22 protein-coding genes are annotated in these 23,996 nt (G+C 33.9%); 18 read left to right on the forward strand and 4 right to left on the reverse strand.

Annotated elements, in window-relative coordinates:
• The first annotated feature begins 63 nt into the window (after positions 1–63).
• The 14 genes from FLV_RS08140 to trpA all read left to right on the forward strand — a co-directional run bounded on the left by FLV_RS08140 (position 64) and on the right by trpA (position 13,738).
• A complete protein-coding gene (locus FLV_RS08140; protein ID WP_243232736.1) occupies positions 64–837 on the forward strand; it encodes an alpha/beta hydrolase family protein in 774 nt (257 codons plus the stop codon).
• A 273-nt stretch (positions 838–1,110) separates the two neighbouring features.
• The gene (locus FLV_RS08145; RefSeq protein ID WP_243232738.1) at positions 1,111–2,688 is read left to right on the forward strand and encodes a glycerol-3-phosphate dehydrogenase/oxidase; all 1,578 of its coding nucleotides are present in this window, start codon (positions 1,111–1,113) and stop codon (positions 2,686–2,688) included.
• Positions 2,689–3,058: 370 nt separating this feature from the next.
• Entirely contained in the window at positions 3,059–3,520 is a 462-nt protein-coding gene (locus FLV_RS08150) for a MarR family winged helix-turn-helix transcriptional regulator (protein ID WP_243232740.1), read from the forward strand.
• A 4-nt stretch (positions 3,521–3,524) separates the two neighbouring features.
• Complete coding sequence (locus FLV_RS08155; RefSeq protein ID WP_243232742.1) at positions 3,525–4,157, forward strand: NAD(P)H-dependent oxidoreductase; 633 nt, start codon at positions 3,525–3,527, stop codon at positions 4,155–4,157.
• A 32-nt stretch (positions 4,158–4,189) separates the two neighbouring features.
• Positions 4,190–4,756, forward strand: coding sequence for a YceI family protein (locus FLV_RS08160; protein WP_243232744.1), 567 nt, complete (start codon positions 4,190–4,192; stop codon positions 4,754–4,756).
• 211 nt (positions 4,757–4,967) lie between these two features.
• A complete protein-coding gene (locus FLV_RS08165; RefSeq protein ID WP_243232750.1) occupies positions 4,968–6,245 on the forward strand; it encodes a hypothetical protein in 1,278 nt (425 codons plus the stop codon).
• 302 nt (positions 6,246–6,547) lie between these two features.
• Complete coding sequence (locus FLV_RS08170; protein WP_243232751.1) at positions 6,548–7,948, forward strand: anthranilate synthase component I family protein; 1,401 nt, start codon at positions 6,548–6,550, stop codon at positions 7,946–7,948.
• A 95-nt stretch (positions 7,949–8,043) separates the two neighbouring features.
• Positions 8,044–8,610 (forward strand): anthranilate synthase component II, encoded by a 567-nt coding sequence (locus tag FLV_RS08175; RefSeq protein ID WP_243232752.1) that lies wholly within the window; start codon positions 8,044–8,046, stop codon positions 8,608–8,610.
• A 99-nt stretch (positions 8,611–8,709) separates the two neighbouring features.
• The gene (trpD, locus tag FLV_RS08180) at positions 8,710–9,705 is read left to right on the forward strand and encodes an anthranilate phosphoribosyltransferase (RefSeq protein WP_243232753.1); all 996 of its coding nucleotides are present in this window, start codon (positions 8,710–8,712) and stop codon (positions 9,703–9,705) included.
• A 79-nt stretch (positions 9,706–9,784) separates the two neighbouring features.
• Complete coding sequence (gene trpC / locus FLV_RS08185) at positions 9,785–10,564, forward strand: indole-3-glycerol phosphate synthase TrpC (protein ID WP_243232754.1); 780 nt, start codon at positions 9,785–9,787, stop codon at positions 10,562–10,564.
• Between the two features lie 96 nt (positions 10,565–10,660).
• The gene (locus tag FLV_RS08190; RefSeq protein WP_243232755.1) at positions 10,661–11,293 is read left to right on the forward strand and encodes a phosphoribosylanthranilate isomerase; all 633 of its coding nucleotides are present in this window, start codon (positions 10,661–10,663) and stop codon (positions 11,291–11,293) included.
• Positions 11,294–11,305: 12 nt separating this feature from the next.
• Complete coding sequence (trpB, locus tag FLV_RS08195; RefSeq protein WP_243232758.1) at positions 11,306–12,487, forward strand: tryptophan synthase subunit beta; 1,182 nt, start codon at positions 11,306–11,308, stop codon at positions 12,485–12,487.
• Between the two features lie 64 nt (positions 12,488–12,551).
• Positions 12,552–12,869, forward strand: coding sequence for a gamma-glutamylcyclotransferase family protein (locus FLV_RS08200; protein ID WP_243232760.1), 318 nt, complete (start codon positions 12,552–12,554; stop codon positions 12,867–12,869).
• Positions 12,870–12,976: 107 nt separating this feature from the next.
• Positions 12,977–13,738: a tryptophan synthase subunit alpha gene (gene trpA / locus FLV_RS08205; protein WP_243232762.1), complete on the forward strand. Its 762-nt coding sequence runs from the start codon at positions 12,977–12,979 to the stop codon at positions 13,736–13,738.
• Between the two features lie 68 nt (positions 13,739–13,806).
• Here the strand turns inward: trpA and FLV_RS08210 are convergent, their stop codons facing one another.
• The 3 genes from FLV_RS08210 to FLV_RS08220 form a co-directional block, all read right to left on the reverse strand.
• The gene (locus tag FLV_RS08210) at positions 13,807–15,417 is read right to left on the reverse strand and encodes a LytTR family transcriptional regulator DNA-binding domain-containing protein (RefSeq protein ID WP_243232763.1); all 1,611 of its coding nucleotides are present in this window, start codon (positions 15,415–15,417) and stop codon (positions 13,807–13,809) included.
• A gap of 169 nt (positions 15,418–15,586) precedes the next feature.
• On the reverse strand, positions 15,587–16,015 hold the full coding sequence (locus tag FLV_RS08215) for a hypothetical protein (RefSeq protein ID WP_243232765.1): 429 nt from the start codon (positions 16,013–16,015) through the stop codon (positions 15,587–15,589).
• A gap of 4 nt (positions 16,016–16,019) precedes the next feature.
• Positions 16,020–17,525 (reverse strand): hypothetical protein, encoded by a 1,506-nt coding sequence (locus FLV_RS08220; RefSeq protein ID WP_243232768.1) that lies wholly within the window; start codon positions 17,523–17,525, stop codon positions 16,020–16,022.
• 477 nt (positions 17,526–18,002) lie between these two features.
• On the opposite strand from FLV_RS08220, the gene FLV_RS08225 reads away from it, so the two are divergent.
• Genes FLV_RS08225 through FLV_RS08240 form a run of 4 tightly spaced genes read left to right on the forward strand, consistent with a single transcriptional unit; the run spans position 18,003 to position 22,631 of the window.
• Positions 18,003–18,632: a TetR/AcrR family transcriptional regulator gene (locus tag FLV_RS08225; protein ID WP_243232769.1), complete on the forward strand. Its 630-nt coding sequence runs from the start codon at positions 18,003–18,005 to the stop codon at positions 18,630–18,632.
• Positions 18,622–19,944 carry a TolC family protein gene (locus FLV_RS08230; protein WP_243232771.1) on the forward strand — a complete coding sequence of 441 codons (1,323 nt, stop codon included), beginning with the start codon at positions 18,622–18,624 and terminating at the stop codon, positions 19,942–19,944. The genes FLV_RS08225 and FLV_RS08230 overlap by 11 nt, the downstream gene beginning before the upstream one ends.
• Positions 19,945–19,956: 12 nt before the next feature.
• Positions 19,957–21,036, forward strand: a complete 1,080-nt coding sequence (locus FLV_RS08235; protein ID WP_243232773.1) for an HlyD family secretion protein — start codon at positions 19,957–19,959, stop codon at positions 21,034–21,036.
• A gap of 5 nt (positions 21,037–21,041) precedes the next feature.
• The gene (locus tag FLV_RS08240; RefSeq protein WP_243232775.1) at positions 21,042–22,631 is read left to right on the forward strand and encodes an MDR family MFS transporter; all 1,590 of its coding nucleotides are present in this window, start codon (positions 21,042–21,044) and stop codon (positions 22,629–22,631) included.
• 260 nt (positions 22,632–22,891) lie between these two features.
• Here FLV_RS08240 and yaaA read toward each other — a convergent pair whose 3' ends face one another.
• The gene (yaaA, locus tag FLV_RS08245; RefSeq protein WP_243232776.1) at positions 22,892–23,650 is read right to left on the reverse strand and encodes a peroxide stress protein YaaA; all 759 of its coding nucleotides are present in this window, start codon (positions 23,648–23,650) and stop codon (positions 22,892–22,894) included.
• Positions 23,651–23,996 lie beyond the last annotated feature (346 nt).

Genomic DNA, 23,996 nt, shown 5'->3' on the forward strand with positions numbered 1-23,996 from the left:
AAAATACACCCGACAGGTTTTGAAAATCTGTCGGGTTTGATAATTATAAAAAACACTCCAAAAATGAGCAAACTCTATTTTAAACTGTTTCTCGTCTTATTATTTGCAAGCTGTTCCGGAAACAAGAAATCTAACACTCAAATTTCAAATACAATTTATCCCGTTCAAATGGATAGTTTAGAATTGTTTGACCCATCACGAAACCGAAAAATCCCTGTCGCTATTTATCACCAAAAAACAGAAAGCAAAATAATTAATCAGCGTATCGTAATTTTCAGCCACGGATATGGCGAGAACAAGGGCGGAGACAATAAAATATATTCCTATTTAACAGAGAATTTGGCCTCTAAAGGATATTTTGTTATCAGTATTCAACATGAATTGCCAACGGATGATCTTCTTCCAATGGAAGGAGATTTTAAAATTACCAGAAGACCAAACTGGGAAAGAGGCTCTGAAAACATTCTGTTTGTACTAAATGAATTCAAAAAAACAAAACCGGATTTAGACTTCAAACATCTTGCTTTGATTGGGCATTCTAATGGTGGAGACATGACAGCTTTATTTGCCACAAAACATCCTAAATTAGTTTACAAGATCATAACAATGGATAACCGAAGAATGCCTCTCCCAAGAGTTCATAGTCCAAAAATATATACACTGCGCTCAAAAAACTATGACGCAGACAAAGGTGTTTTGCCTACAGAACAAGAACAAAAAAAATACGGAATGACGGTTCAATTCACAGCTGTTAATCATAGTGATATGGATAATGATGCCACAACCGAAGAGCGAAAAACACTGAATACTTACATCGAAAATTATTTAAGTCAATAACACCTAAAAAATTTAAAATCATTTGGGCGTGCCACCATCCCGATAAAAAGGGTAATATTCTTTGCGTTTACACCCCTTTTTATCGGGATGCTGTCGGGCTATCCGCACTGCTTCGGCAGTTTGCTCTTATCCCTCACGCGACCATACAGCTTATAATACTTTCTTCTTCAGAAAATTGAATTTTGTGTCTTATTTAAGATAAACAATCTCGTTATTCTCATTCCTTTTCTTATGTTTGTTACGCAACAACAAGTCCCAAAATAGCAAGCAAATATGAATCGCAAAGAGGAATTATCCAAAATACAAAATACCGAAAATTGGGACGTTATAATCATTGGCGGAGGAGCAAGCGGTTTAGGAACTGCTCTTGATGCTGCCAGCAGAGGTTACAAAACAATCTTACTCGAAGCAGTCGATTTTGCAAAAGGAACTTCAAGCAGAAGCACAAAACTGGTTCATGGCGGAGTTCGTTATCTGGCTCAAGGCGATGTACATTTGGTACGCGAAGCATTAAAAGAAAGAGGCTTACTGGCTCAAAACGCTGGTCATTTGGTAAAAAACCAATCGTTTGTTATTCCGAATTACAATCGCTGGAGCGGTTATTTCTATACTATCGGCTTAAAAATTTATGATTTATTGGCGGGCAGCTTAAGTTTGGGTGCTTCAAAATACATTTCAAAAGAAAAAACAATCGAAATGCTTCCGAATGTACAGGAAAATGGATTGGCAAACGGCGTTATTTATCACGACGGACAATTCGATGATTCACGCTTAGCCATCAATCTGGCGCAGACCGCAGTAGAAAAAGGTGCTTGTGTCATTAACTATATAAAGGTTGTTAATCTAATAAAAGACAACAAAGAAACTGTTGTTGGCGTACAGGCAATCGATCAGGAAACCGGAATTAAATACGAGATAAAAGGATCAGCCATCATAAATGCTACAGGGGTTTTTACAAACGCCATAATGAAGCTCAACGATAAAGTGTATAAAAAATATATCGTTCCGAGTCAGGGAATCCATTTGGTGTTTGACAAATCATTTTTACCCGGCGATCAAGCCCTGATGATTCCGAAAACAAAAGACGGAAGAGTTTTATTTGCAGTTCCGTGGCATAACCGTGTGGTGGTAGGGACAACAGACACGTTAATTAAAAGCCATAGCTTAGAGCCTGTTGCACTGGAAAGTGAAATCCAATTTGTTTTGGAAACAGCCCAACGCTTTTTAACAAAAAAACCAACGAGAGCCGATGTATTATCTGTTTTTGCAGGTCTGCGCCCTCTGGCCGCTCCAAAAGAAGAAGGTAAAAGCACCAAAGAAGTTTCCAGAAGTCATAAAATTCTCGTTTCTAAAACCGGCTTAATCACTATTACCGGAGGAAAGTGGACAACCTACAGAAAAATTGCCGAAGATATTATAGACAAGGCAATCAGTACCGGTAAACTGCCAAAAAAACCATGTAATACTGAACACCTTGCTATACATGGAAACAAACCCACCACTACTGCTGATCGGAACAATCACCTTTATATCTATGGTTCTGATATTCCTAAAATAACCGAATTACAAAAAAGCGAACCTGAATTAAACGAAAAATTACATCCCAATCACGAATTTACAATGGCAGAAGTAGTCTGGGCTGTTCGCTATGAAATGGCAAGAACTGTTGATGATGTTCTGGCAAGACGTGTTCGCTTATTATTTTTAGACGCCAGAGCTGCAATTGAATCTTCTGAAAAAACAGCACGCCTAATTGCCAAAGAACTCGGACATGATGAAATCTGGATAACCAAAGAAATTTCAGATTTTAAAAAAATATCCAAAATATACCTCTTATCTGAATTTCAATAAGAAGCATGCAAGTCATACTCTTACAAGAAATAAACATCCTACTCCTTTAAAACATTCGCTAATTATTCTTAAATCGTAATAAAATTAAAAATTAATATCAGGCTGAGTCCATTCGGCTACGCTCAGGATAAACTTAGTCGAAGCCCTTTCTTGTCTAAAAGTCTTCGACTCCGCTCAGGATGACATTTTTTAAATTATATCTTTAATCAATATTTTTTAAAAAAAATTATATTACTTTTATACTAATTACATAGGATTTATATACAATTAAAAAACAGTTTAATTTTATTAACAAAAAATTAACACTACATTTGTATATACAACTATTAAAAGCTATACATTTGTATATACAAATTATACACTTACAACTATGACAATTGAAGAGGTTATAAAAAGTACTGTTAAGATGGATAATGCGAAAAAAGTTATTCTAAATATCATGTACACGCAAAATGTGATTCAGGATCATTTCAACGAGTTGATAAAACCGTATGATCTTTCCGGAGAACAATATAATGTACTGCGCATATTAAGAGGACAAAAAGGAAATCCTGCCAATATGTGTGTGATACAGGAACGCATGCTTGCCAAAACCAGCAACACAACAAGATTGGTTGACAAACTGCTATTAAAAAAGTATGTAACCCGAAACGTCTGTCCGGGAAACAGAAGAAAAATTGAAGTTTTAATCACGCAGAAAGGATTAGACGTTTTAAAAGAATTAGACCCGAAAGTAGATGCACATGAGCGTGAATTTGCTGCCAATATAAGCCCGGAAGAATTAGAATTATTAAACCAATTATTAGAAAAATACCGAACCCAACAAAATTAATATCATGAGTACACTATTAGAAAATTTAAATTGGAGATATGCAACCAAAAAATTTGATGCAACCAAAAAAATCTCTGAATCAGATTTAAATACATTAAAAGAAGCTGTTAGATTAGCTGCTTCTTCATACGGATTACAGCCATTTAAAGTGGTTATCGTAGAAAACCCGGAATTAAGAGAAAAATTAAAAGCTGAAGCATGGGGACAAACTCAAATTACAGATGCTTCTCACCTGTTCATTTTTGCAAATGATCTTAATCTTGATTCAAAATCAGTTGAAGCGTACATCAAAAATATAAGCGAAACCAGAGGAGTTCCTACAGATGCTTTAGGAGGATTTGCAGATATGATGAATGGCGTTATTTCTAACTTATCTCAAGAAGCTAAAAATATCTGGACTGCTAAACAAACTTACATCGCTTTAGGAACATTATTAAGTGCAGCTGCCGAATTAAAAATTGACACTACACCAATGGAAGGTTTTAGCCCATCAGCATTCAATGAAATTTTAGGCTTTGACAAATTAGGTCTAAATGCAGCAGTTGTAGCTACTATAGGTTACAGACATGATGAGGACGAAGCTCAACATTACAAAAAAGTTAGAAAATCTCAGGACGAATTATTTATCACACTATAATTATTAATAACAATCAAAATCAATTTCACAACATGAAAAATTTAAAAACAATTGCAATAGCATTATTCGTAGCAGTAGCGTCAGTATCAGTAAACGCACAAACTAAAAAAATCGACGTAAAAGCATCTACTATCAAATGGGTAGGTAAAAAAGTAACCGGAGAGCACTCAGGAACTGTAAACTTCAAAGAAGGAGCAGTAGTTTTGAAAGGAAAAAAGTTAACAGGAGGTTCTTTTACTGTTGATATGACTTCATTAACTGCAACTGATTTAACCGGAGAATACCAAGGAAAACTAAACGGTCACTTAAAAGCTGACGATTTCTTCGGAACTGATAAATTCCCAACTGCAAAATTAGTTTTCAAAACTATTGGAGCAAAAGCAACTGACGTTTATACAGTTACTGCTGATTTGACTATCAAAGGAATCACTAAACCTGTAACTTTTGACATCACTGTAAAAGGAAATACTGCTACAACTGCATTTAAAGTTGACAGAACTAAATACGATATCAAATACAACTCTGGTAACTTCTTCGAAAACTTAGGAGACAAAACTATCAATGACGATTTCGAATTGACTGTAGTTTTAAAATTCTAATATTTCAGACTTACTAATTTGAAATTCAGGAAACCCCAACAATTTAAATTGTTGGGGTTTCCTTTTAAAATAAAATATCAAAAAACATAAAAATAACGTTCTTAATACTCAAATAACCCTTTCATAACAAGGCTTAGCGTTTTGATTAACATTCGGCTTTTAATTTTGGCATTATTAAAAAACAATAAAAACAGAAATCAAAATGTTAGTTATGAAAACTACAATACACATTACAATTATAACACTTTTCAGCACTCTCTTTCTTCAGGCACAACAACAAAAAGGAATCATAGGAACATCTAACTGGATGAACAACTGGACTAATTTTAAACCAGCCAATATTGAATACAACGAAGCCACAAATATTATTGCCGGTACAATCGATAAAGACACAAAACTAACCAAACGCAATACCTATCAGTTAGTAGGAGTTGTTTATGTAACCAATAATGCTGTCCTTACAATTGAACCCGGAACAGTTATCAGAGGAGACGATAAAACCTGCGGTACATTAGTAATTACAAATGGTGCAAAAATTATCGCAGAAGGATTAGAAACAGATCCCATAATTTTTACTTCTAATAAAGAAATTACTGAAAGAAGACCTGGTGACTGGGGTGGAATCATCATTCTGGGAAAAGCTCCTATCAATAAATTAGGAGGAATAAACACTTTGCCTTTTAATCTGGAACCAATGCTGAATCACTATGGAGGTCAGGATGCTGAAGATAATTCAGGAGTTTTGAAATATGTGCGCATTGAATTTTCAGGAAGAAAACTGAGTGCTTTAAAAGAACTTAACGGACTTTCATTAGCCGGTGTTGGAAAAAAAACGGTTTTAAGTAATATCCAGATCAGCTATTCAAATGATGATTCTTTTGAATGTTATGGTGGCGATTTGAACATGAATAACTTAATTTCGTACCGAACTACTGACGATGATTTTGATTTTACTCAAGGAGCACAAATCAATATTAGTAACAGTATTGCTATTCGTCATCCTTTTTCATCTGATATTTCAGGTTCCAGATGCTTTGAAGTAGACTCGTATGACAAAATAGAAAATACCGATATGACCAAAAAAATGACCAAAATAAATGCCAGCAACATCACGTTGGTTAATCTCGAAGAAAACAATCAGGGATTAGTTCGTGAATCTGCTTATATTCGAGAAGATACTTTTTTTAACTTAACTAACAGCATCATTTCCGGCTTTACCCCTTTTACTTTATTGGAAGGAAATATTGGTAATGGTGAAGTCAATTTATCTAAAATAACATTCAAAAATCTGATTGTTAACAATTGCAGTGGTGAAATTTTAAGTGAATCTGTGAGCAATAATACTGGAATTAAGAACTATTACAACAAGCCGGAAAACGCTTTAGAATTTACAAAAATCAAAAACAGCGATTTGTTTACAATGCCTAATATCAAAGGGAATCCGGACTTTAGAATGAACGTAAACAACACGCTTGCAAGTGGAAATTAAGTTCTAAAAACCAGTCATTATTTTTAGATATTTAACAAATTTCTAAATTAAGAAAAGTTTTTTTTCGCTTTTAATGCAATCTAATTCAAATTACATTTATATATTTGCCTTATCAAAATAAGATTATGAAAATTACAATGAACAATACTTGGTGGTGGAACAATTTACGTCAAATGTCGTGAACAAAGCTTCCTATGGTATTGTAAACTATAAAATATAAAAGGCTTGTCATCACGACAAGCCTTTTTTTTTGGTCGAAACTATAACATACAAAAATATTAAAAACTAAAAAACAACATACATTGAAACCTTTTATACTCAACACACACTACAAACAAATTCTGGCAGACACCATTACGCCGGTAAGCATTTATTTTAAAATCAGAGATAAATTTCCAAATAGTTTATTGCTTGAAAGTAGTGACTATCACGGAAACGACAATAGTTTCTCGTATATCTGTTGTAACCCGATTGCGACGATTAAAATCGAAAACGAAATTATTTCTAAAACTTTCCCTGACGGTACAACAGAACAAATTTCGATTGATGCTTCAACCAATATTCCGGAAGTAATCCAGCAATTTTCAGGTCAGTTTAAATCGGAGAAAAACGATTTCAAATTCATCAATAATGGCTTGTTTGGATATATTTCGTATGATGCCGTTCGTTATTTCGAAAAAGTAGAAATAGCCAAAAAAGATTCGGCAACTTTAATTCCGGATGTATTTTATGCGGTTTATCAAAACATCATTGCCATCAATCACTTTAAAAACGAAGCGTATATTTTTTGCCACAGCGTTGACGGAAGAAACAATATTTCTGAAATTGAACAATTATTACAATCCAGAAATATCGCTTCTTATAAATTCACTAAAGAAGGTGAAGGTTTCTCAAACCTGACTGACGAAGAATTTAAACACAATGTGGCTTTGGCTAAAAAACATTGTTTCCGGGGAGACGTTTTTCAATTGGTTCTTTCGCGTCGTTTTACACAAGGTTTCAAAGGTGACGAATTTAATGTGTATCGTGCTTTACGAAGCATCAACCCATCTCCGTATTTATTCTTTTTTGATTATGGTGATTTCAAAATATTTGGGTCTTCACCCGAAGCACAAATTATCGTAAAAGACAGAAAAGCCGAAATTCACCCCATCGCCGGAACTTTCAGAAGAACCGGTAATGACGAGAAAGATGCTGAACTGGCAAAAAAATTATCCGAAGATAAAAAAGAAAACAGCGAACACGTGATGCTGGTCGATTTGGCCAGAAACGATTTAAGCCGAAACGGTCATGATGTAAATGTAGAAAGATACAGAGAAGTTCAGTTTTTCTCACACGTGATCCACCTGGTTTCAAAAGTTACCGGACATTTACATGATAAAGCCACAACTATGCAGGTCGTTGCTGATACTTTCCCTGCAGGAACGTTAAGCGGAGCTCCAAAACACAGAGCCATGCAGCTGATTGAAGATTACGAAAAAACAAACCGTAATTTCTACGGAGGTGCGATTGGTTTCATGGATTTTGAAGGCAATTTCAACCATGCGATTATGATTCGAACTTTCCTTTCAAAAAATCATCAGTTACACTGTCAGGCGGGAGCAGGAATTGTTGCCAGTTCTGACGAAGAAAGCGAAATGCAGGAAGTTTACAATAAATTAAGAGCATTGAATACCGCTCTGGAAATGGCTGAGAAAATATAGTTTAAAACAGTTTCAAGTTTTCTTTGTTTCAGGTTTCAGGTTAACTGCAACGTGAAAACCTGGAACTTGAAACCTGAAACAAAAAAACAAACACAATGAAAAAGATTTTAGTTATAGACAATTACGATAGTTTCACTTACAACTTAGTACACTATCTGGAAGATTTAAACTGCGAAGTAACCGTTTACAGAAACGACGAATTTGATATTGACGAAATTGCTTCTTTCGATAAAATTTTGCTTTCGCCAGGACCTGGAATCCCGGATGAAGCAGGATTACTGAAAGATGTAATTCGCAAATATGCTCCAACAAAAAGCATTTTAGGCGTTTGTTTAGGACAACAGGCAATCGGTGAAGTTTTTGGAGGAACACTTTCTAACCTTGACAAAGTATATCATGGCGTTGCAACAAATGTAAAAAAAGCAGTTACCGATGAATCATTATTTGAAGGACTGGAAGATGAATTTGAAGTTGGCCGATACCATTCGTGGGTTGTTGATGCTGATTTACCGGACGTTTTAGAAGCTACTTCGTTTGAAGAAAACGGTCAGGTAATGTCATTACGCCACAGAACTTATGATGTACGCGGTGTACAATTTCATCCGGAAAGCGTATTAACACCAAACGGAAAAAGGATTTTAGAGAATTGGATAAAGAGTTAATTTTTGTTTCAGGTTTCAAGTTTCAAGTTGTTGGAACATGAAACCTGAAACAAAACCTTAGCATCTCAGAACCTTACCAACTTAGAATCTCAAAAAAAAATGAAAACAATATTAAATAAACTAATCAATCACGAAGTGCTTACGAAAGAAGAAGCAAAAAACGTATTGATTAATATTTCAAGCGGACAATACAATCCAAGTCAGATTTCGGCTTTTTTGACCGTATTTATGATGCGAAGCATTACAATTGAAGAACTTTCGGGTTTTCGTGAAGCTTTATTAGAATTATGTATTCGCGTTGATTTATCAGCTTACAATACCATCGATTTGTGCGGAACGGGTGGTGACGGAAAAGACACTTTCAACATTTCGACTTTAGCTTCATTTGTTGCAGCAGGAGCCGGAATAAAAGTTGCCAAACATGGAAATTACGGAGTTTCATCGATTTCCGGATCTAGTAACGTGATGGAAAAAATGGGAATCAAATTTAGCAACGATGCTTCTTTCTTAGAAAAATGTATCGATCAGGCCGGAATTTGTGTTTTGCACGCACCGTTATTTCATCCGGCAATGAAACATGTTGGGCCAATCCGTAAAGAACTGGCGGTAAAAACATTCTTCAATATGTTAGGACCAATGGTAAATCCGGCATTTCCACAAAATCAACTGGTAGGCGTTTTCAATCTGGAACTAGCCCGAATGTATGCCTATTTATACCAAAATACTGATATCAATTTCACCATTTTACATTCGCTTGACGGATACGATGAAATCTCTTTAACAGGCCCAACCAAAACGATAACATCACACATGGAAGGAATGTTAAAACCGGAAGACTTTGGTGTTCGCCTTTTATCGCAAAGCGAAATCGAAGGCGGAAAAACCATTGAAGAATCGGCTGAAATATTTACCAACATCATCTCGGGAAAAGGAACAGAAGCTCAAAACAATGTAGTGCTCGCAAATGCAGCAATGGCTATTGCGACAGTTACAAAATGTACTCCTCTGGAAGGATTTGAATTGGCAAAAGAAAGTTTATTGTCTGGGAAAGGACATCAGGCATTAAAAAAATTACAGGAATTAAGTAAAAATTAGTTTCATGTTTCATGTTTCATGTTTCAAGCTATTGGAACGTGAAACTAAAAAAACTTGAAACTTGAAACAAATCAAAACAATGAACATATTAGACAAAATCATAATAGACAAAAAGCGAGAAGTAATTCTTAAAAAATCCATCATCCCGGTTTCACAATTGGAAAGTTCAGTGTTTTTTGGAAGAGAATCCATTTCTTTAAGCCAGAAATTAAAAGCAAGTTCAACCGGAATTATCGCAGAACACAAACGCCGTTCCCCTTCAAAATCTGTCATTAATCATAGTTTTACAGTTGAAGAAGTGGTTAAAGGATATGAAGATGCCGGAGCTTGCGGAATTTCAGTTTTAACTGATGGAAAATATTTTGGCGGTTCTTTAGACGATTTGCTTTTGGCAAGAGCCAGTGTAAACATTCCGCTTTTGCGAAAAGAATTTATTGTAGACGAATACCAAATTCTGGAAGCAAAAGCCTTTGGAGCCGATTTGATTTTACTGATCGCAGCGGTTTTAACCCGTGAAGAAATCAAATCCTTGTCTGAATTTGCCAAAAAATTAGGTCTGGAAGTTTTACTGGAAGTTCACAACCAGGAAGAACTGGAAAAATCAATTATGCCGAGTTTAGACATGATTGGCGTGAACAACAGAAATTTAAAAACGTTTGAAGTAAGCCTTGATTTCAGCAAACAGCTGGCTTCTCAAATTCCGGATGATTTTGTAAAAGTTTCTGAAAGCGGAATCTCATCAATAGAAGCCATTTCTGAGCTGAGACCTTACGGCTACAGCGGTTTTTTAATCGGAGAAAACTTCATGAAAACCGACAACGCAGGAAAAGCAGCTATTGACTTTATTAGTCAGCTATAGGCAATATGCTTTAGACTGTAAGCTTTTGAAAAAAGAAAAAATCACCATTATGCTAAAAAGCTTAAAGCTTAAAGCTAAAAAAATGCATCAAAAAAAATGAAACTCAAAATATGCGGTATGAAATATCCTCAAAATATACTCGAAGTAGGCTCACTCCTACCCGATTATATGGGGTTTATTTTCTGGGAAAAATCCGCTCGATATTTTAACGGTCAGATTCCTGAATTGATAAAAACAATCAAAAAAGTGGGCGTTTTTGTAAATGAATCCGTTGAAAATATCATTAAAAAAATTGACAAACACGATTTACAGGCTGTTCAGTTACACGGAAAAGAATCCGTTGAATTTTGTCAGGATTTGAAAAATAAAATTGATCCTAAAATTGAAATCATTAAAGTATTTTCGGCTGATGAAAATTTTGATTTTGAAATTATAAAACCTTTTGAAAATGTGTGTGATTATTTTCTGTTTGACACCAAAGGAAAATTGCCAGGTGGCAACGGAACCACTTTTGACTGGACTATCTTAAAAAAATACAATTCCGACAAGCCATTCTTTTTAAGTGGCGGCATTGGAATAAATGAATTAAAAGCCATTGAAGAAATTTCAAAAAGCAAATTACCTATTTACGGTGTCGATGTAAATAGTAAATTTGAAATCGAACCGGGGCTGAAAAATAAAAACCTATTTAGCAATTTCAAACGTAAATTAGAAATTGTAAACATCTAAAATTTAAAAAAAATGAATTTTAACGTCGACGAAAAAGGATATTACGGAGAATTTGGAGGAGCTTATATTCCTGAAATGTTATATCCAAATGTAGAAGAATTACGCCAGAATTATTTAAAAATCACTTCCGAACCCGATTTTAAGGCAGAATTTGACCAATTACTCAAAGATTACGTTGGCCGTCCCAGCCCGCTTTATTTTGCAAAACGTTTATCTGAAAAATACAATACTAAAATCTATCTAAAAAGAGAAGATTTAAATCATACCGGAGCGCACAAAGTAAACAATACTATCGGGCAGATTTTAGTTGCTAAAAAATTAGGCAAAAAACGAATAATTGCCGAAACCGGCGCCGGTCAGCACGGAGTTGCTACCGCAACAGTTTGTGCTTTAATGGGCATGGAATGTATTGTTTACATGGGCGAAATTGACATTGCACGTCAGGCACCAAACGTGGCACGAATGAAAATGTTAGGTGCCGAAGTTCGTCCGGCTCTTTCAGGTTCCAGAACTTTAAAAGATGCTACAAACGAAGCAATTCGAGACTGGATTAATAATCCGGTTGACACACATTATATCATCGGTTCTGCGATTGGACCTCATCCTTATCCGGATATGGTAACCCGTTTTCAAAGTGTGATTTCAGAAGAAATCAAATGGCAGCTGAAAGAAAAAGAAGGACGCGAAAATCCGGATTATGTAGTCGCTTGTATTGGTGGCGGAAGCAACGCTGCCGGAACGTATTATCACTTTTTGCACGAGCCTGAAGTTGGAATCATCGCAGTCGAAGCAGCCGGAAAAGGCGTTGATAGCGGACATAGTGCCGCAACGAGTAAATTAGGAAAAGTAGGTGTTATTCACGGTTGCAAAACCCTTTTAATGCAAACTCCTGACGGACAAATTACAGAACCCTATTCGATTTCTGCCGGTCTTGATTATCCTGGTGTTGGTCCTATGCACGCACATTTGGCAGAAACAGGCCGTGGAGAATTTTTCTCAGTAACCGATGATGATGCCATGAACGCAGGTTTACAGCTAACGAAATTAGAAGGAATTATTCCGGCTATTGAGAGTGCTCATGCTTTTGCCGTTCTGGATCAAAAGAAATTTAAACCTACAGACGTTGTGGTAATCAGCCTTTCGGGTCGTGGCGATAAAGATTTAGATAATTACATTGATTATTTTAAATTGTAATAAAAATCGTAATTTGGGCGTTCCCAATCCCTAACGCAAACAAATAACGAGAAAATAAAGATTTATGGAACAGATATTCTCTTACGGAACATTACAGTCGAAAGAAATTCAGATGCAGGTTTTCAATAAACTGTTAACCGGAACACCGGATCAGTTAACAGGTTATAAATTAAAAGACCTTCAGATAGAAGAAGAATTTGGAATAGAAAACTATTTTGTAGCAACGCCCAGCGAAAATCCATCGGACGCTGTAGACGGAATCGTTTACAGTATTTCCAGTGCTGATTTGGCAAAAGCGGATCAATTCGAATCTAATGCATACAAAAGAGTTCAAATAATACTGAAGTCAGGAGTTGTTGCATGGATTTATATCGAAAATTAATCTGTTTCAGATTATCCTGCAAGGTTTTCAAAACCTTGTAGGTTGACATTAATAAAAGACAATACCTTCAAGTTTTGAAAATCTTGCAGGAACAAAAAGATAAAACAATGAACAGAATAACTCAAAAATTACAAGAAGATAAAAAGATTCTTTCGATTTATTTTTCGGCAGGATATCCAGGTTTAAATGATACCGTACAAATCATTCAGGATTTAGAAAAAAACGGCGTTGATTTAATTGAAATTGGTTTGCCTTTTAGCGATCCTCTGGCAGATGGGCCAACCATTCAGGCGAGTTCAACAACAGCACTTCATAACGGAATGACAACCCAAATTCTTTTCGACCAACTGAAAAACATCCGCGAAAGCGTAAAAATTCCGTTGATTATTATGGGATATTTTAATCCGATGTTACAATATGGAGTGGAAGCTTTTTGTCAAAAATGTGCCGAAATTGGTATCGACGGATTAATTATTCCAGATTTACCTGTTGATGTTTACGCAGACCAATACAAAGCTATTTTCGAAAAATACGGTTTAATAAATGTGTTTTTAATTACGCCTCAAACTTCAGATGAGCGTATTCGTTTTATTGACAGCGTTTCAAACGGATTTATTTATATGGTAAGTTCGGCAAGTGTAACGGGATCACAATCCGGTTTTGGAAACATTCAGGAAAGTTATTTCGAAAGAATCGGAAACATGAATTTGAAAAATCCTCAAATCGTTGGTTTCGGAATTTCGAATAAAGAAACTTTCAGCCAGGCTACAAAATATGCAAAAGGAGCAATTATTGGAAGCGCTTTCATCAAACATTTAGCTGAAAGCGGAAGCAAAAAGATTGCAGAATTTATTGGAGAGATTCGATAATTAAAAAAAACAATAAATTAAAAAGCTGAATAATTTGTAAAACATTTTATTCAGCTTTCTTTTTTTTATTAAATCTTAAATCCTCTGGAAACAGGAACCTCCGAATTATCAACCATAGTTATAAATTTAAATTGTATCTTTTTAATATGATTTTTATTTACAATGTAAGAACGATGACAATTAATAAAATTAGAAGGTAATTCTTTAATAATGTCAGTAAGCTTTCCTCTTACTAAATGACTTTTTTTTCCTATTGTAAAAATATTCAGATAGTGATCTTCTGCTTTAATGTAAACCAATTGGTCTAAGTTAATTTTTGTTTTGTCTTTTAAAATGATGTTTTCTTTTTCGACAAGTTTTTTTAATTGTTTTACCTCTTCAACTTTTTTTAAATGTTCGATCTCTAATATTTCTTTTTCTAAAGAGATCTCTTTATCTTTAATAATGAAGGCTATAAAGAAAAAGCAAAAATTGATATTATCACAAATCTGTAGTAATAGATAGGACGACTTTGATATTTTTATCCAATTAGGACTAAGATGAATCAAATTGAGAAACCTCGGAAAAGCAATTTCAAACGAGCTGATCATCAAAATAAAAATACCTACAAAAATATATTTTCTATAGCCATTTCTGTGGTTCAATGCATAATAAAAAATGCAGGACAACGTAATAAAATCTACAATTGGAGAGGTATTAAGGATAAACCTAAAAATAACAATTACGATCTTATTTGGCACAAATGGCAATATTTCTATAAACATTAAGAGCAGCCAAAAAAAACTAATTCTGGTTAAAAATTTATATAGAAAACTCTTCTTATCTAAATCAAAAAAACTAATAATTAAAAAATTAAATGCAATAATATATAAATCTCCTAATGCGTCATAAACCATATCATTAGTAAAAAAAGGCAAATATTTGGTTTCATAAACAACTCCGTTTATCTCACTCAGATAAAATAAAATAAACATAAAGCAAATGAGAGAAAAAAATAAATAAATTTTCTTGAACCCATAAAAATATATTTTGAATAGCCCAAATAGTAATAATGCCAACTGAAAACCTGCAATAATAGTAGTAAAAACCAGATAAAAATTAAAACTACTTTTGTTTTCTACAACCTCAGTGAGATACGCCTTGTTGCTTTGCAATTGCAGTTCAGGAATTTTTAATGTGTATTTATATTTCTTTATATAAATGACAAAAGTGGTAATTGAGTTTTTAGCTAAATTTATAACCAACTGATGATGATTATTTTTAATTGAAGCCTGCGATATAAAATAAGCATAACCTGTTCCGCCAACAAATTCATAATTAGAATCTGCTAATTCATAACACTTTAAATATGAAACGGTATCTTTAGCTGTGAGATATATTTTAGAATTCTCACTTTGATTATTATGAATCGAAAATTTTATAACGGCATACTGTAATGTATCCGGTACAGGAAAAACATTTTTTGTGTTTTTATTAAATACCTTAAAGTCAAGTTGACTCACTTTTTCCAGAGTGACTTCAACATTATTTGTATATGCTATTTCGGCATTATTGTATAAGGATACACTATCTGTTTTTGAAGAAAAAACAATATTTTTTATCTGAGAGAAAACCAGTGTATGGAACAACAGTATTCCGAAAACGAAAATTTTTTTTGCCTTTTGCAGTAAACTCATCATCTGAAAATCACATAATTAACAAGCAGGATAAATTTATGTGATTTTTAAAAAAATTTCGAACATTATTTCATTTATTTTACTGCAAAATTTAAAAAAAAATATTTTAATTTAGTCAAGTCATTTTTGTTAAAAAAACTCCTGACTACAACTTCAAAATACGCTTAACAATCTATCTGGCAGTTCCTATAGGACAATCATCACAACGATAGGTTAACGAGCTTTTAGGAGCGGCAGATTTGTTTTGCAAATTAACTTTATTCTGAACATTCTGATTTACATTATCCAATAAAGAATTAAAACTTTGCTGCCTGGCTTCTGTTACTTTACTTTTTTGATTTTCTAAATAACTAAGTTCTGCCTGAATTTCTTCTTGCGAATTTTTTATAACCTGAGTCATCCATGCATTATATTGGTTGATATAATCGCCCCCTTTAATAGCCAAAGAAACCATACAATCTGTAAGATCTTTATTTGAAGTATTGTTTTTTAATAATTGCAGGGTTAATGTTTTGCACTCGTTCAACTTAGCTTCACCGTCATCTTGAGACCAGCAAAGCGATGTTATGCACATAAGTACTGCTGTTATAATTGTTTTCATAGCTCTAATCTTTTTTAAACATATTAAGTAATTGGTCTGTGGTTTTATTAATTACATCGGTAAGCTCGGCATTTCTTTTTATTTTCTCTTGTTCCCTTTGAATCTCCAATTGTTTTTGTTCTGCCTCTTGTCTTTGTTTGGCTAATAATTCTGCATTTTCTTTAGCCACTTTACCTGCTTTATTAGCATTATAAATTGCTTTATCATAAAACTGGGTTCTGTTTGACATTATATTATTTTCAAATTTAGTTTTTGAATTTTCACTAAGAAGAGATAAATTATCAATACCTGCCGTATAATAATTATTAACATCCATATGATCAGTTTCTACCGAAAATTTATGTCCCCAATTGTTTTCAAACTCTTTATTATCAAAAAAAAGATACCTAATATTATATCCGTTTCTTTTAACAATAAAAGTGGGGATATTATAAAATCCATTTAAGGCAAAATGATCTTTCATATAAGCAATTCTATCTTCATAGCTAAATCCATCATAGATGTCATTCATCTGGTTTAAAGTCAAAAATTCTCCATAAGTTAATTGCGTTTGTGTATCATTTAAATCCGGTACGGCATACAGTTCTATAGACTTATACGACAGTGCAAGAGAAACCATAAGATTATCTTTCCTGTAATAAACACAATCATGAATAGTATTGGTATATTTCTCTTGCCATTTTTCGTCTAAAAGCTTACTTTTTAATGACGCAAAAACAACAGCACTCTGATTAGTAATAAAAATGGACTTTTTTTTGCTTGCATCCTCTCTGATAGTAACTTTTGTACCTTGAGAATAAATTAATTCCTGATTGTAACTTTCAAAGTTATAATTTTCATCATTGTAAACCGATAATCTTTTGGTAACTAATAAATTGCCACCCATCTTTAATAACAGTTGATGCGCGAAACTAATAGTTTCTTTGAAAGATGAATGAACGATAAAAGATGCAGTGCTTACCTCTAATTTTTGTTTTTCAGGAACAAAAGCCTCAAAGTCTAAATAACCTTCAGAAATAACTTTTGAGAAATATTTCCCTTTTTTATATAATGCATTTTTGCTTTTTGCTTCTACAATTGTCCAACCTGAAACTCCTGTTGTCTGAATGATTTTTTTAGTAAAAACTTCATCTAATTCAGAAGAACCGACTATTCTAAATTCGGTAACTTTTTTCCGATTGTCTGCAACCAAAAAAACATTAAACTTTGCATCTGTAAGTAAAGTCCGGAAATGATTAAAAATAGTATCCGTTTTTTTTAAATTTTCATCATAAATATAATCTTTGCTGTCTTCAACACCCGTAAAAGTAACTCCCAGTACACCAAAAACATTATCTATAAGAAGGGTAGCCGCATCAATATCATTATCTAATATTTTTTCTGCAAAAGTTATTTTTTCTTTAGCAACCTGTTGTTTTGTTACCGTTGTTTTTTTCTTAGTTTGTGCAGAAACAGTTTGCACAAAAAACAAACTAAATACTATAACTATAAAATATTTTGATGTTTTCATTATATAATCCTTTAAGTTGAACATAACTTCTAAAAAAATAAACTGAACTTGATTAAAAATATAATTTAGATCTTCAAATTTTAGATTAGGGTTTCATTCTAATTACACTTGGGTAGTTAATTAATCTATAACTTGAAAGGACAATAATTTATTCATTTTTCGGTTTTATTATCATTATTACATTCTGTAAACTTCATTGGTGTTTGTCACATCTGCAATTATTTAATTTTAGTTTATGGACAATTTACAGTCATTCTCATTTTATAGCTTTATTCTTAAAATTCATAACAAAGTTGCTTCTAAAAAACAGCTATACCAAATAAATGTCGTGAAATGAACAACAAATGGCGTGAATGGAACAACCAGACATTAACTAAAACCTAACAAAGTATTGCGTTAATATTTTGTTAAACAAAAATTAAACAACCGTTTAATTTAAACACTTGTTTAATTTTGTACCCAGTTAGAAACAATACCATGTCAAACATCGAATTAAACGACAAAAAAATTCAGATTCTGGAGGTTGCTGAAAAACTGTTTTCAGAGAAAGGATTTGAAGGTACATCGATACGGGATATCTCAAAACATGCAAAAATTAATATTGCCATGGTCTCGTATTATTTTGGTTCAAAAGAGAGGCTGCTTGAAGCTTTAATTATCTACAAAACTTCTGATTTAAAACTACAACTCGAAAATTTATTACAGGAAAATCTGGAACCGATTGAAAAAGTCAATAAATTAATCGAAATTTACATTAACAGAATAAGTTGTAACAAAGGGATTTTCAGAGTTTTACATTTTGAAATCAATTCAGAAAAAAGAGAAAAAAGCATGATTGCTTTTACCGAATTAAAAAAAGGAAACCTAAAATCTGTAGAAAGTATTATAGCGCAAGGTCAGGCAAAAGGCGTTTTCAGAAAAGATGTTATCATCCCGCTTCTTACGCCTACCATAATTGGAACCTTTTTTCATTTTCACATGAATAAACCTTTCTTCGTAGAATTACTGAATTTAAAAACCGAAGAAATGTATAACAATTACATCAAGACCAGTCTTACAAAGCACATTCAACAAACTATAAAAGCACTACTTGTTTATGAAAATTAGTCAATTAATGCTCTTTGGAGTTTTCTTTATCGGAATATCTTCAGCAGAAGCACAAGAAAAAACAAGTTTAACCTTAGACGAAGCCGTTAAGCTGGCGTGGGAAAAAAGTAACGAAGTTACACTTGCCAATACTAAGGTAAACACAAAAAAATACGAATTGCAATCGGTTAAGAATAACCAATATCCGGATTTGAAAGTTTCGGGTCAATACCAACGCTTAGGAAAAGCTTCGATTGACCTTCATAATGAAGGATCAGGTTCAGAGTCAATGGGTTCTCCGGATCGTGCTATGTTAGGAATGGCTAATCTTAGTTTGCCAATTTTCTCCGGATTTAAAATCCAGAGCAGTATTGATGCCTACGATAACTTATACGAAGCAGAAACTGCCAATGCAGCTAAAACAAAAGAAGATGTTGCGCTTCGTGTCATTACTTATTACACTGCATTATACAAAGCCCAAAAAACATTAGATCTTTTAAACGAAAACCAAAAACAGGCAAAACAGCGTGTAACTGATTTTACGGAATTAGAGAAAAACGGAATTATACCAAGAAACGATTTATTGAAAGCGCAATTATTGGTATCTAAAACGCAATTATCTATTGACGAAGCAAATAATAATATCAATAATATCAATTTCTATTTAACGACATTGCTTAAATTAGAACCTTCTGTAAAACTTCAGGTTAACGAGCAGGATTTCTTCAATTTAAAAACAAGCAATGCACCAACATCTGACGCATTGGCCTTAGAAAACAGAAAAGACCTGGAGGCAGTTCGCTTACAGTCTAAAGCAAGTGAAGCAAACATCAGAGTTGCAAAATCAGCTTATTATCCTTCTATTGCTTTGTTGGGAGGTTATACAGCTTTCGACCTTAAAGATTTTATTACCGTAAAATATGCAATGAATTTTGGCGTTGGTTTGTCTTATGATCTATCCGGAATTATAAAAAACAATTCGCACGTAAGAGAAGCTGAAAGTAGAGCGCTTGAAGTAAAAAATTCTGAAGCACTTTTAACGGATCGCATCAAAATTGAAGTTCAAAAATCTATTGAAGATTATGACTTGGCCATTAATCAAAGCGTGGTTTACGATGAAGCCTTACAACAGGCATCTGAAAACTACAGACTGGTTAAAGATAAATTCGACAACGGTTTGTCAGACACCAACGATCTTGTTGAGGCAGACGTTGAACACTTAAGTGCTAAAATAAATACAGCTTTATCAAAAGCTACTATTATTCAAAAGTATTACGAATTACTTTCAGTATCAGGACAATTATCTCAATCATTCAATCTTTCTAAAATATAATCGCTAGCTCTCATGGAAAAGAAAAAGACAAATAAAAAATTCATCATCATACTAACCGTTTTGGTTTTAGTAGGGGGAACTTACGGAATATCGAAATATTTACACTCTCAGGCTCATGAAGAAACAGATGATGCACAGATTGAGAAAAAAATGAATCCTATTATTCCGCGAGTATCAGGATACATTAGCAAAGTGTATGTAAAAGATAATGATTTTGTAAAAAAAGGAGATACTTTGTTTACAATTGACAAGAGAGACTATCAGTTAAAGATTGATGAAGCACATGCCGCTTTATTAGGGGCTGAAGGTCAATACGAAGCTGCAAAAGCAGATATTGGTAGTGCGTATGCAAGTATTAATGTTTCAGATGCCAACATGAAATCAGCCAGCGGTTCGATCGAAAGTGCTAAAATCAGACTGAGACAGCTTACAAACGATTATAACCGTTATAACAATTTATACAAAACACATACCATTACAAAACAACAATACGAGCAGGCTTTGACTGCAAAAGAAGAAGCTGAAAATCAGGTACGTGTTTTACAACAGCAACAAAGAGCAAGTTCATATCAAAAAACGGTTATCGAATCTAAGTCTAAAGCTTCTGACAAACAAACAGAAGTTGCAGCAGCAAATATCAAAAAAGCACAAACAATGCTTGAGGTAGCCAAATTGAACCTTACTTATACAGTTGTAACCGCAGCGATTGACGGTCAGGTTTCTAAAGTTGATATCCAGCCGGGACAATTGGTTCAGCCGGGACAGTCTTTATTCTACATCATTAATAACAACGAAGCTTGGGTTGTGGCAAACTTCAAAGAAACACAATTAAACAAAATGGTTGTGGGACAAAAAGTGAGTTTAAAAGTAGATGCATATCCAAACTACGAATTCAAAGGAATTGTAACTTCTTTTTCTCCAGCTACAGGATCCCGTTTTTCTTTATTGCCTCCTGACAATGCTACAGGAAACTTCGTAAAAACGATTCAGAGATTACCTGTAAAAATCAGTTTAGACCCTTCAAACGATCCTGAGAAAGTAAAATTATTAAGACCGGGAATGAATGTGGATGTAGACGTACATTTGAAATAAAATAAATGGCAGCAACAGTACAAGCAGAAGATGATTTAGTAGAATACGGTTTTAGACGTGTTATCATTACGATTACCGCAGTACTTTGTGCATTGCTGGAAATTGTTGACACGACAATTGTAAACGTAGCACTAACAGACATGCGAGGAAGTCTTGGGGCAACCCTGACTGATGTTGCATGGGTAATTACAGCATACGCAATTGCGAATGTTATTGTAATTCCGATGACGAGCTGGCTATCGCAACAATTTGGAAGACGTAATTATTTTGTGGCTTCTATCATAATATTTACAGTCTGTTCCTTTTTATGTGGTAATGCCACCAATATATGGGAACTTGTAGCCTTTCGATTTGTACAAGGTATGGGCGGTGGAGCGCTTTTAGTAACAGCACAAACGATTATTACAGAAAGTTACCCCGTTGCAAAACGTGGAATGGCGCAAGCAATTTATGGAATGGGTGTAATTGTTGGACCAACTCTTGGACCACCTTTAGGAGGTTATTTGGTTGATAATTATTCATGGCCTTATATTTTCTATATCAATATTCCGTTGGGAATTATCGCTACTATTTTGGCTTTAACTTTTGTCAGAAGCCCTAAATACGGAGAAAAATTAAAAGCCAATCAGGTTGACTGGTGGGGAATTATTTTATTGACTGCCTTTATTGGATCTCTGCAATTCGTACTCGAACACGGACAACAAGACGATTGGTTTAACGATTCTTTAATCGTAACCTTAAGTGTTGTTACCGTTCTTGGATTGATTTTATTTATTTGGAGGGAGCTTACTTATAAACATCCAATCGTAAACTTAAGTGTTTTAAAAGATGGAAATTTAAGAATTGGAACCATCATGTGCTTCATTCTTGGTTTTGGTTTGTACGGTTCTACTTTAATCATTCCAATTTACACGCAGTCAATCCTGGGATGGACTGCCACTGATGCAGGATTATTATTAATTCCGGGATCTATCACAACAGCCATCATGATGCCATTTGTTGGAAATATGATTCAGAAAGGTGTACCGCAAGGTTATATGGTTGGAGTTGGATTTTTAGTCTTCTTCTTCTTTACTTTTATGATGTATTCTAGAATGACACCTGATACTGGTGTTGAACACATGTACTGGCCTTTGATTTTAAGAGGAATTGGTTTAGGATTGCTTTTCGTTCCTATAACAACACTTTCGCTTTCAACCTTAAAAGGAAAACAAATTGGTGAAGGAGCAGCCTTTACCGGAATGATGCGTCAATTGGGAGGTTCATTTGGTATTGCTATTATTACCACTTTCATCACTCGTTTCAGTCAGTCACACCGGGTAGATTTAATTAATAATTTAGATCCTGCCAAATTTGAAGTACAACAGCGTATTGCAGGAATGCAGCATGCCTTTATGGCAAAAGGATACAGCGCAGATGTTGCTTTAAAGAAAGCTTATCAAGCTATAGAACTTTCTATATTGAAACAAAGTACCGTAATGGCTTACATGGATATCTTTCTCTATCTTGGAATTATGTTTTTATGTTGCATACCGATTATTCTCTTCATTAAAAAAGGGAAGAACAAAATTAGTGCAGCCGACGCAATGCATTAATATTAATAATTTTATAATACGCAGAAACGCCGAATTCATTATTTAGAATTCGGCGTTTATTTTTTTTAGCTTAACCGCAAAGAGCGCAAAGATTTTATTTTTAAGATGTAACAAAACACAAGGTTCGCAAAGCTTTGTGTAAAAACTTTGCGAACCTTGCGTATCCCGATAGCTATCGGGATTGCGCTCTTTGCGGTTAAAAAAGTAAGTGAAATTCTTAGAATCTTAGCAACTAAGAACCTTAGTATCTTTTAAAAAAACTATCTTGTAAAAACCAAATGATTCCCTTTAGAAAGATTCGCATCAAACTGATATCCTTCATAATTAAATCCTTTCAAATCATCAATAGTTTCAGCATTGGTATCAATAATATAACGCACCATCATGCCTCTCGCCTTTTTGGCAAAAAAACTGATTATTTTAAGTTTTCCATCTTTGTAATCTTTAAAGTCTGGCGTAATTACAGGAACTTTTAATGCTTTTACATCAACCGCAGAAAAATATTCATTACTTGCCAAATTCACAAACAGTTCGTCTTTTTTTAATTCTTTATTTAAAGCTTTTGTTACGGTTGGTTTCCAGAATTCGTGCAGGTTTTTAGATTCGCCAACCGGCATTTTGGTTCCCATTTCTAAACGATACGCCTGCATCAAATCTAAAGGTTTTAAAAAGCCATAAAGCCCGGATAAGATTCTTAATTTATCCTGCAAAACATCAAGTTTTTCTAACGGAATTGTATAAGCATCCAAACCGGTATAAACATCGCCATCAAAAGTATAAACTGCCGGTCGTGCATTTTCTGGTGTAAAAGGTGTTTTCCAATCCTGATTTCTTTTCCAGTTCAGGTCGGCTAGTTTGTCTGAGATTGACATTAATTGGGATAATTCAGCTGGCTTTTTTTGTTTTACTACTTTATGAACAATTCTCGCTTCTTTTAAAAAAGAAGGTTCAGTATGTTGAGGGGTTGGTAATTCTTTTTCGAAATTCAAAGATTTCGCCGGAGATATAACAATTTTCATCTGTACGTTTTTGTATGATTCAAAAATACAAATTGCATTTTTAAAAATATGTTATTGCAATTGATTTGTTTTATTATTGTATAGTTTTTTCGCCACGAATTTACGAATTTTTCTTTCGTGCAGGTTGCGAATATTTTTTGCCACTACCAATAACTCAATGTCATTAAGTTAAGGGACATTATCGTCAGTTCGAGTGTTTTGTTAAAAAATGCGATAGCTTTTTTTTAAAACAAAATGTATCGAGAACCTTAGTATTAAAAAGCTTCTCGATACAATTTTTAATCATAAAGCTATTGCATTATTATTAAAAATCACTCGAAGTGACGACTGAAAATTTCTTAACTTA

The sequence above is a fragment of the Flavobacterium pectinovorum genome (assembly GCF_022802975.1).
GTDB lineage: Bacteria > Bacteroidota > Bacteroidia > Flavobacteriales > Flavobacteriaceae > Flavobacterium > Flavobacterium pectinovorum_B.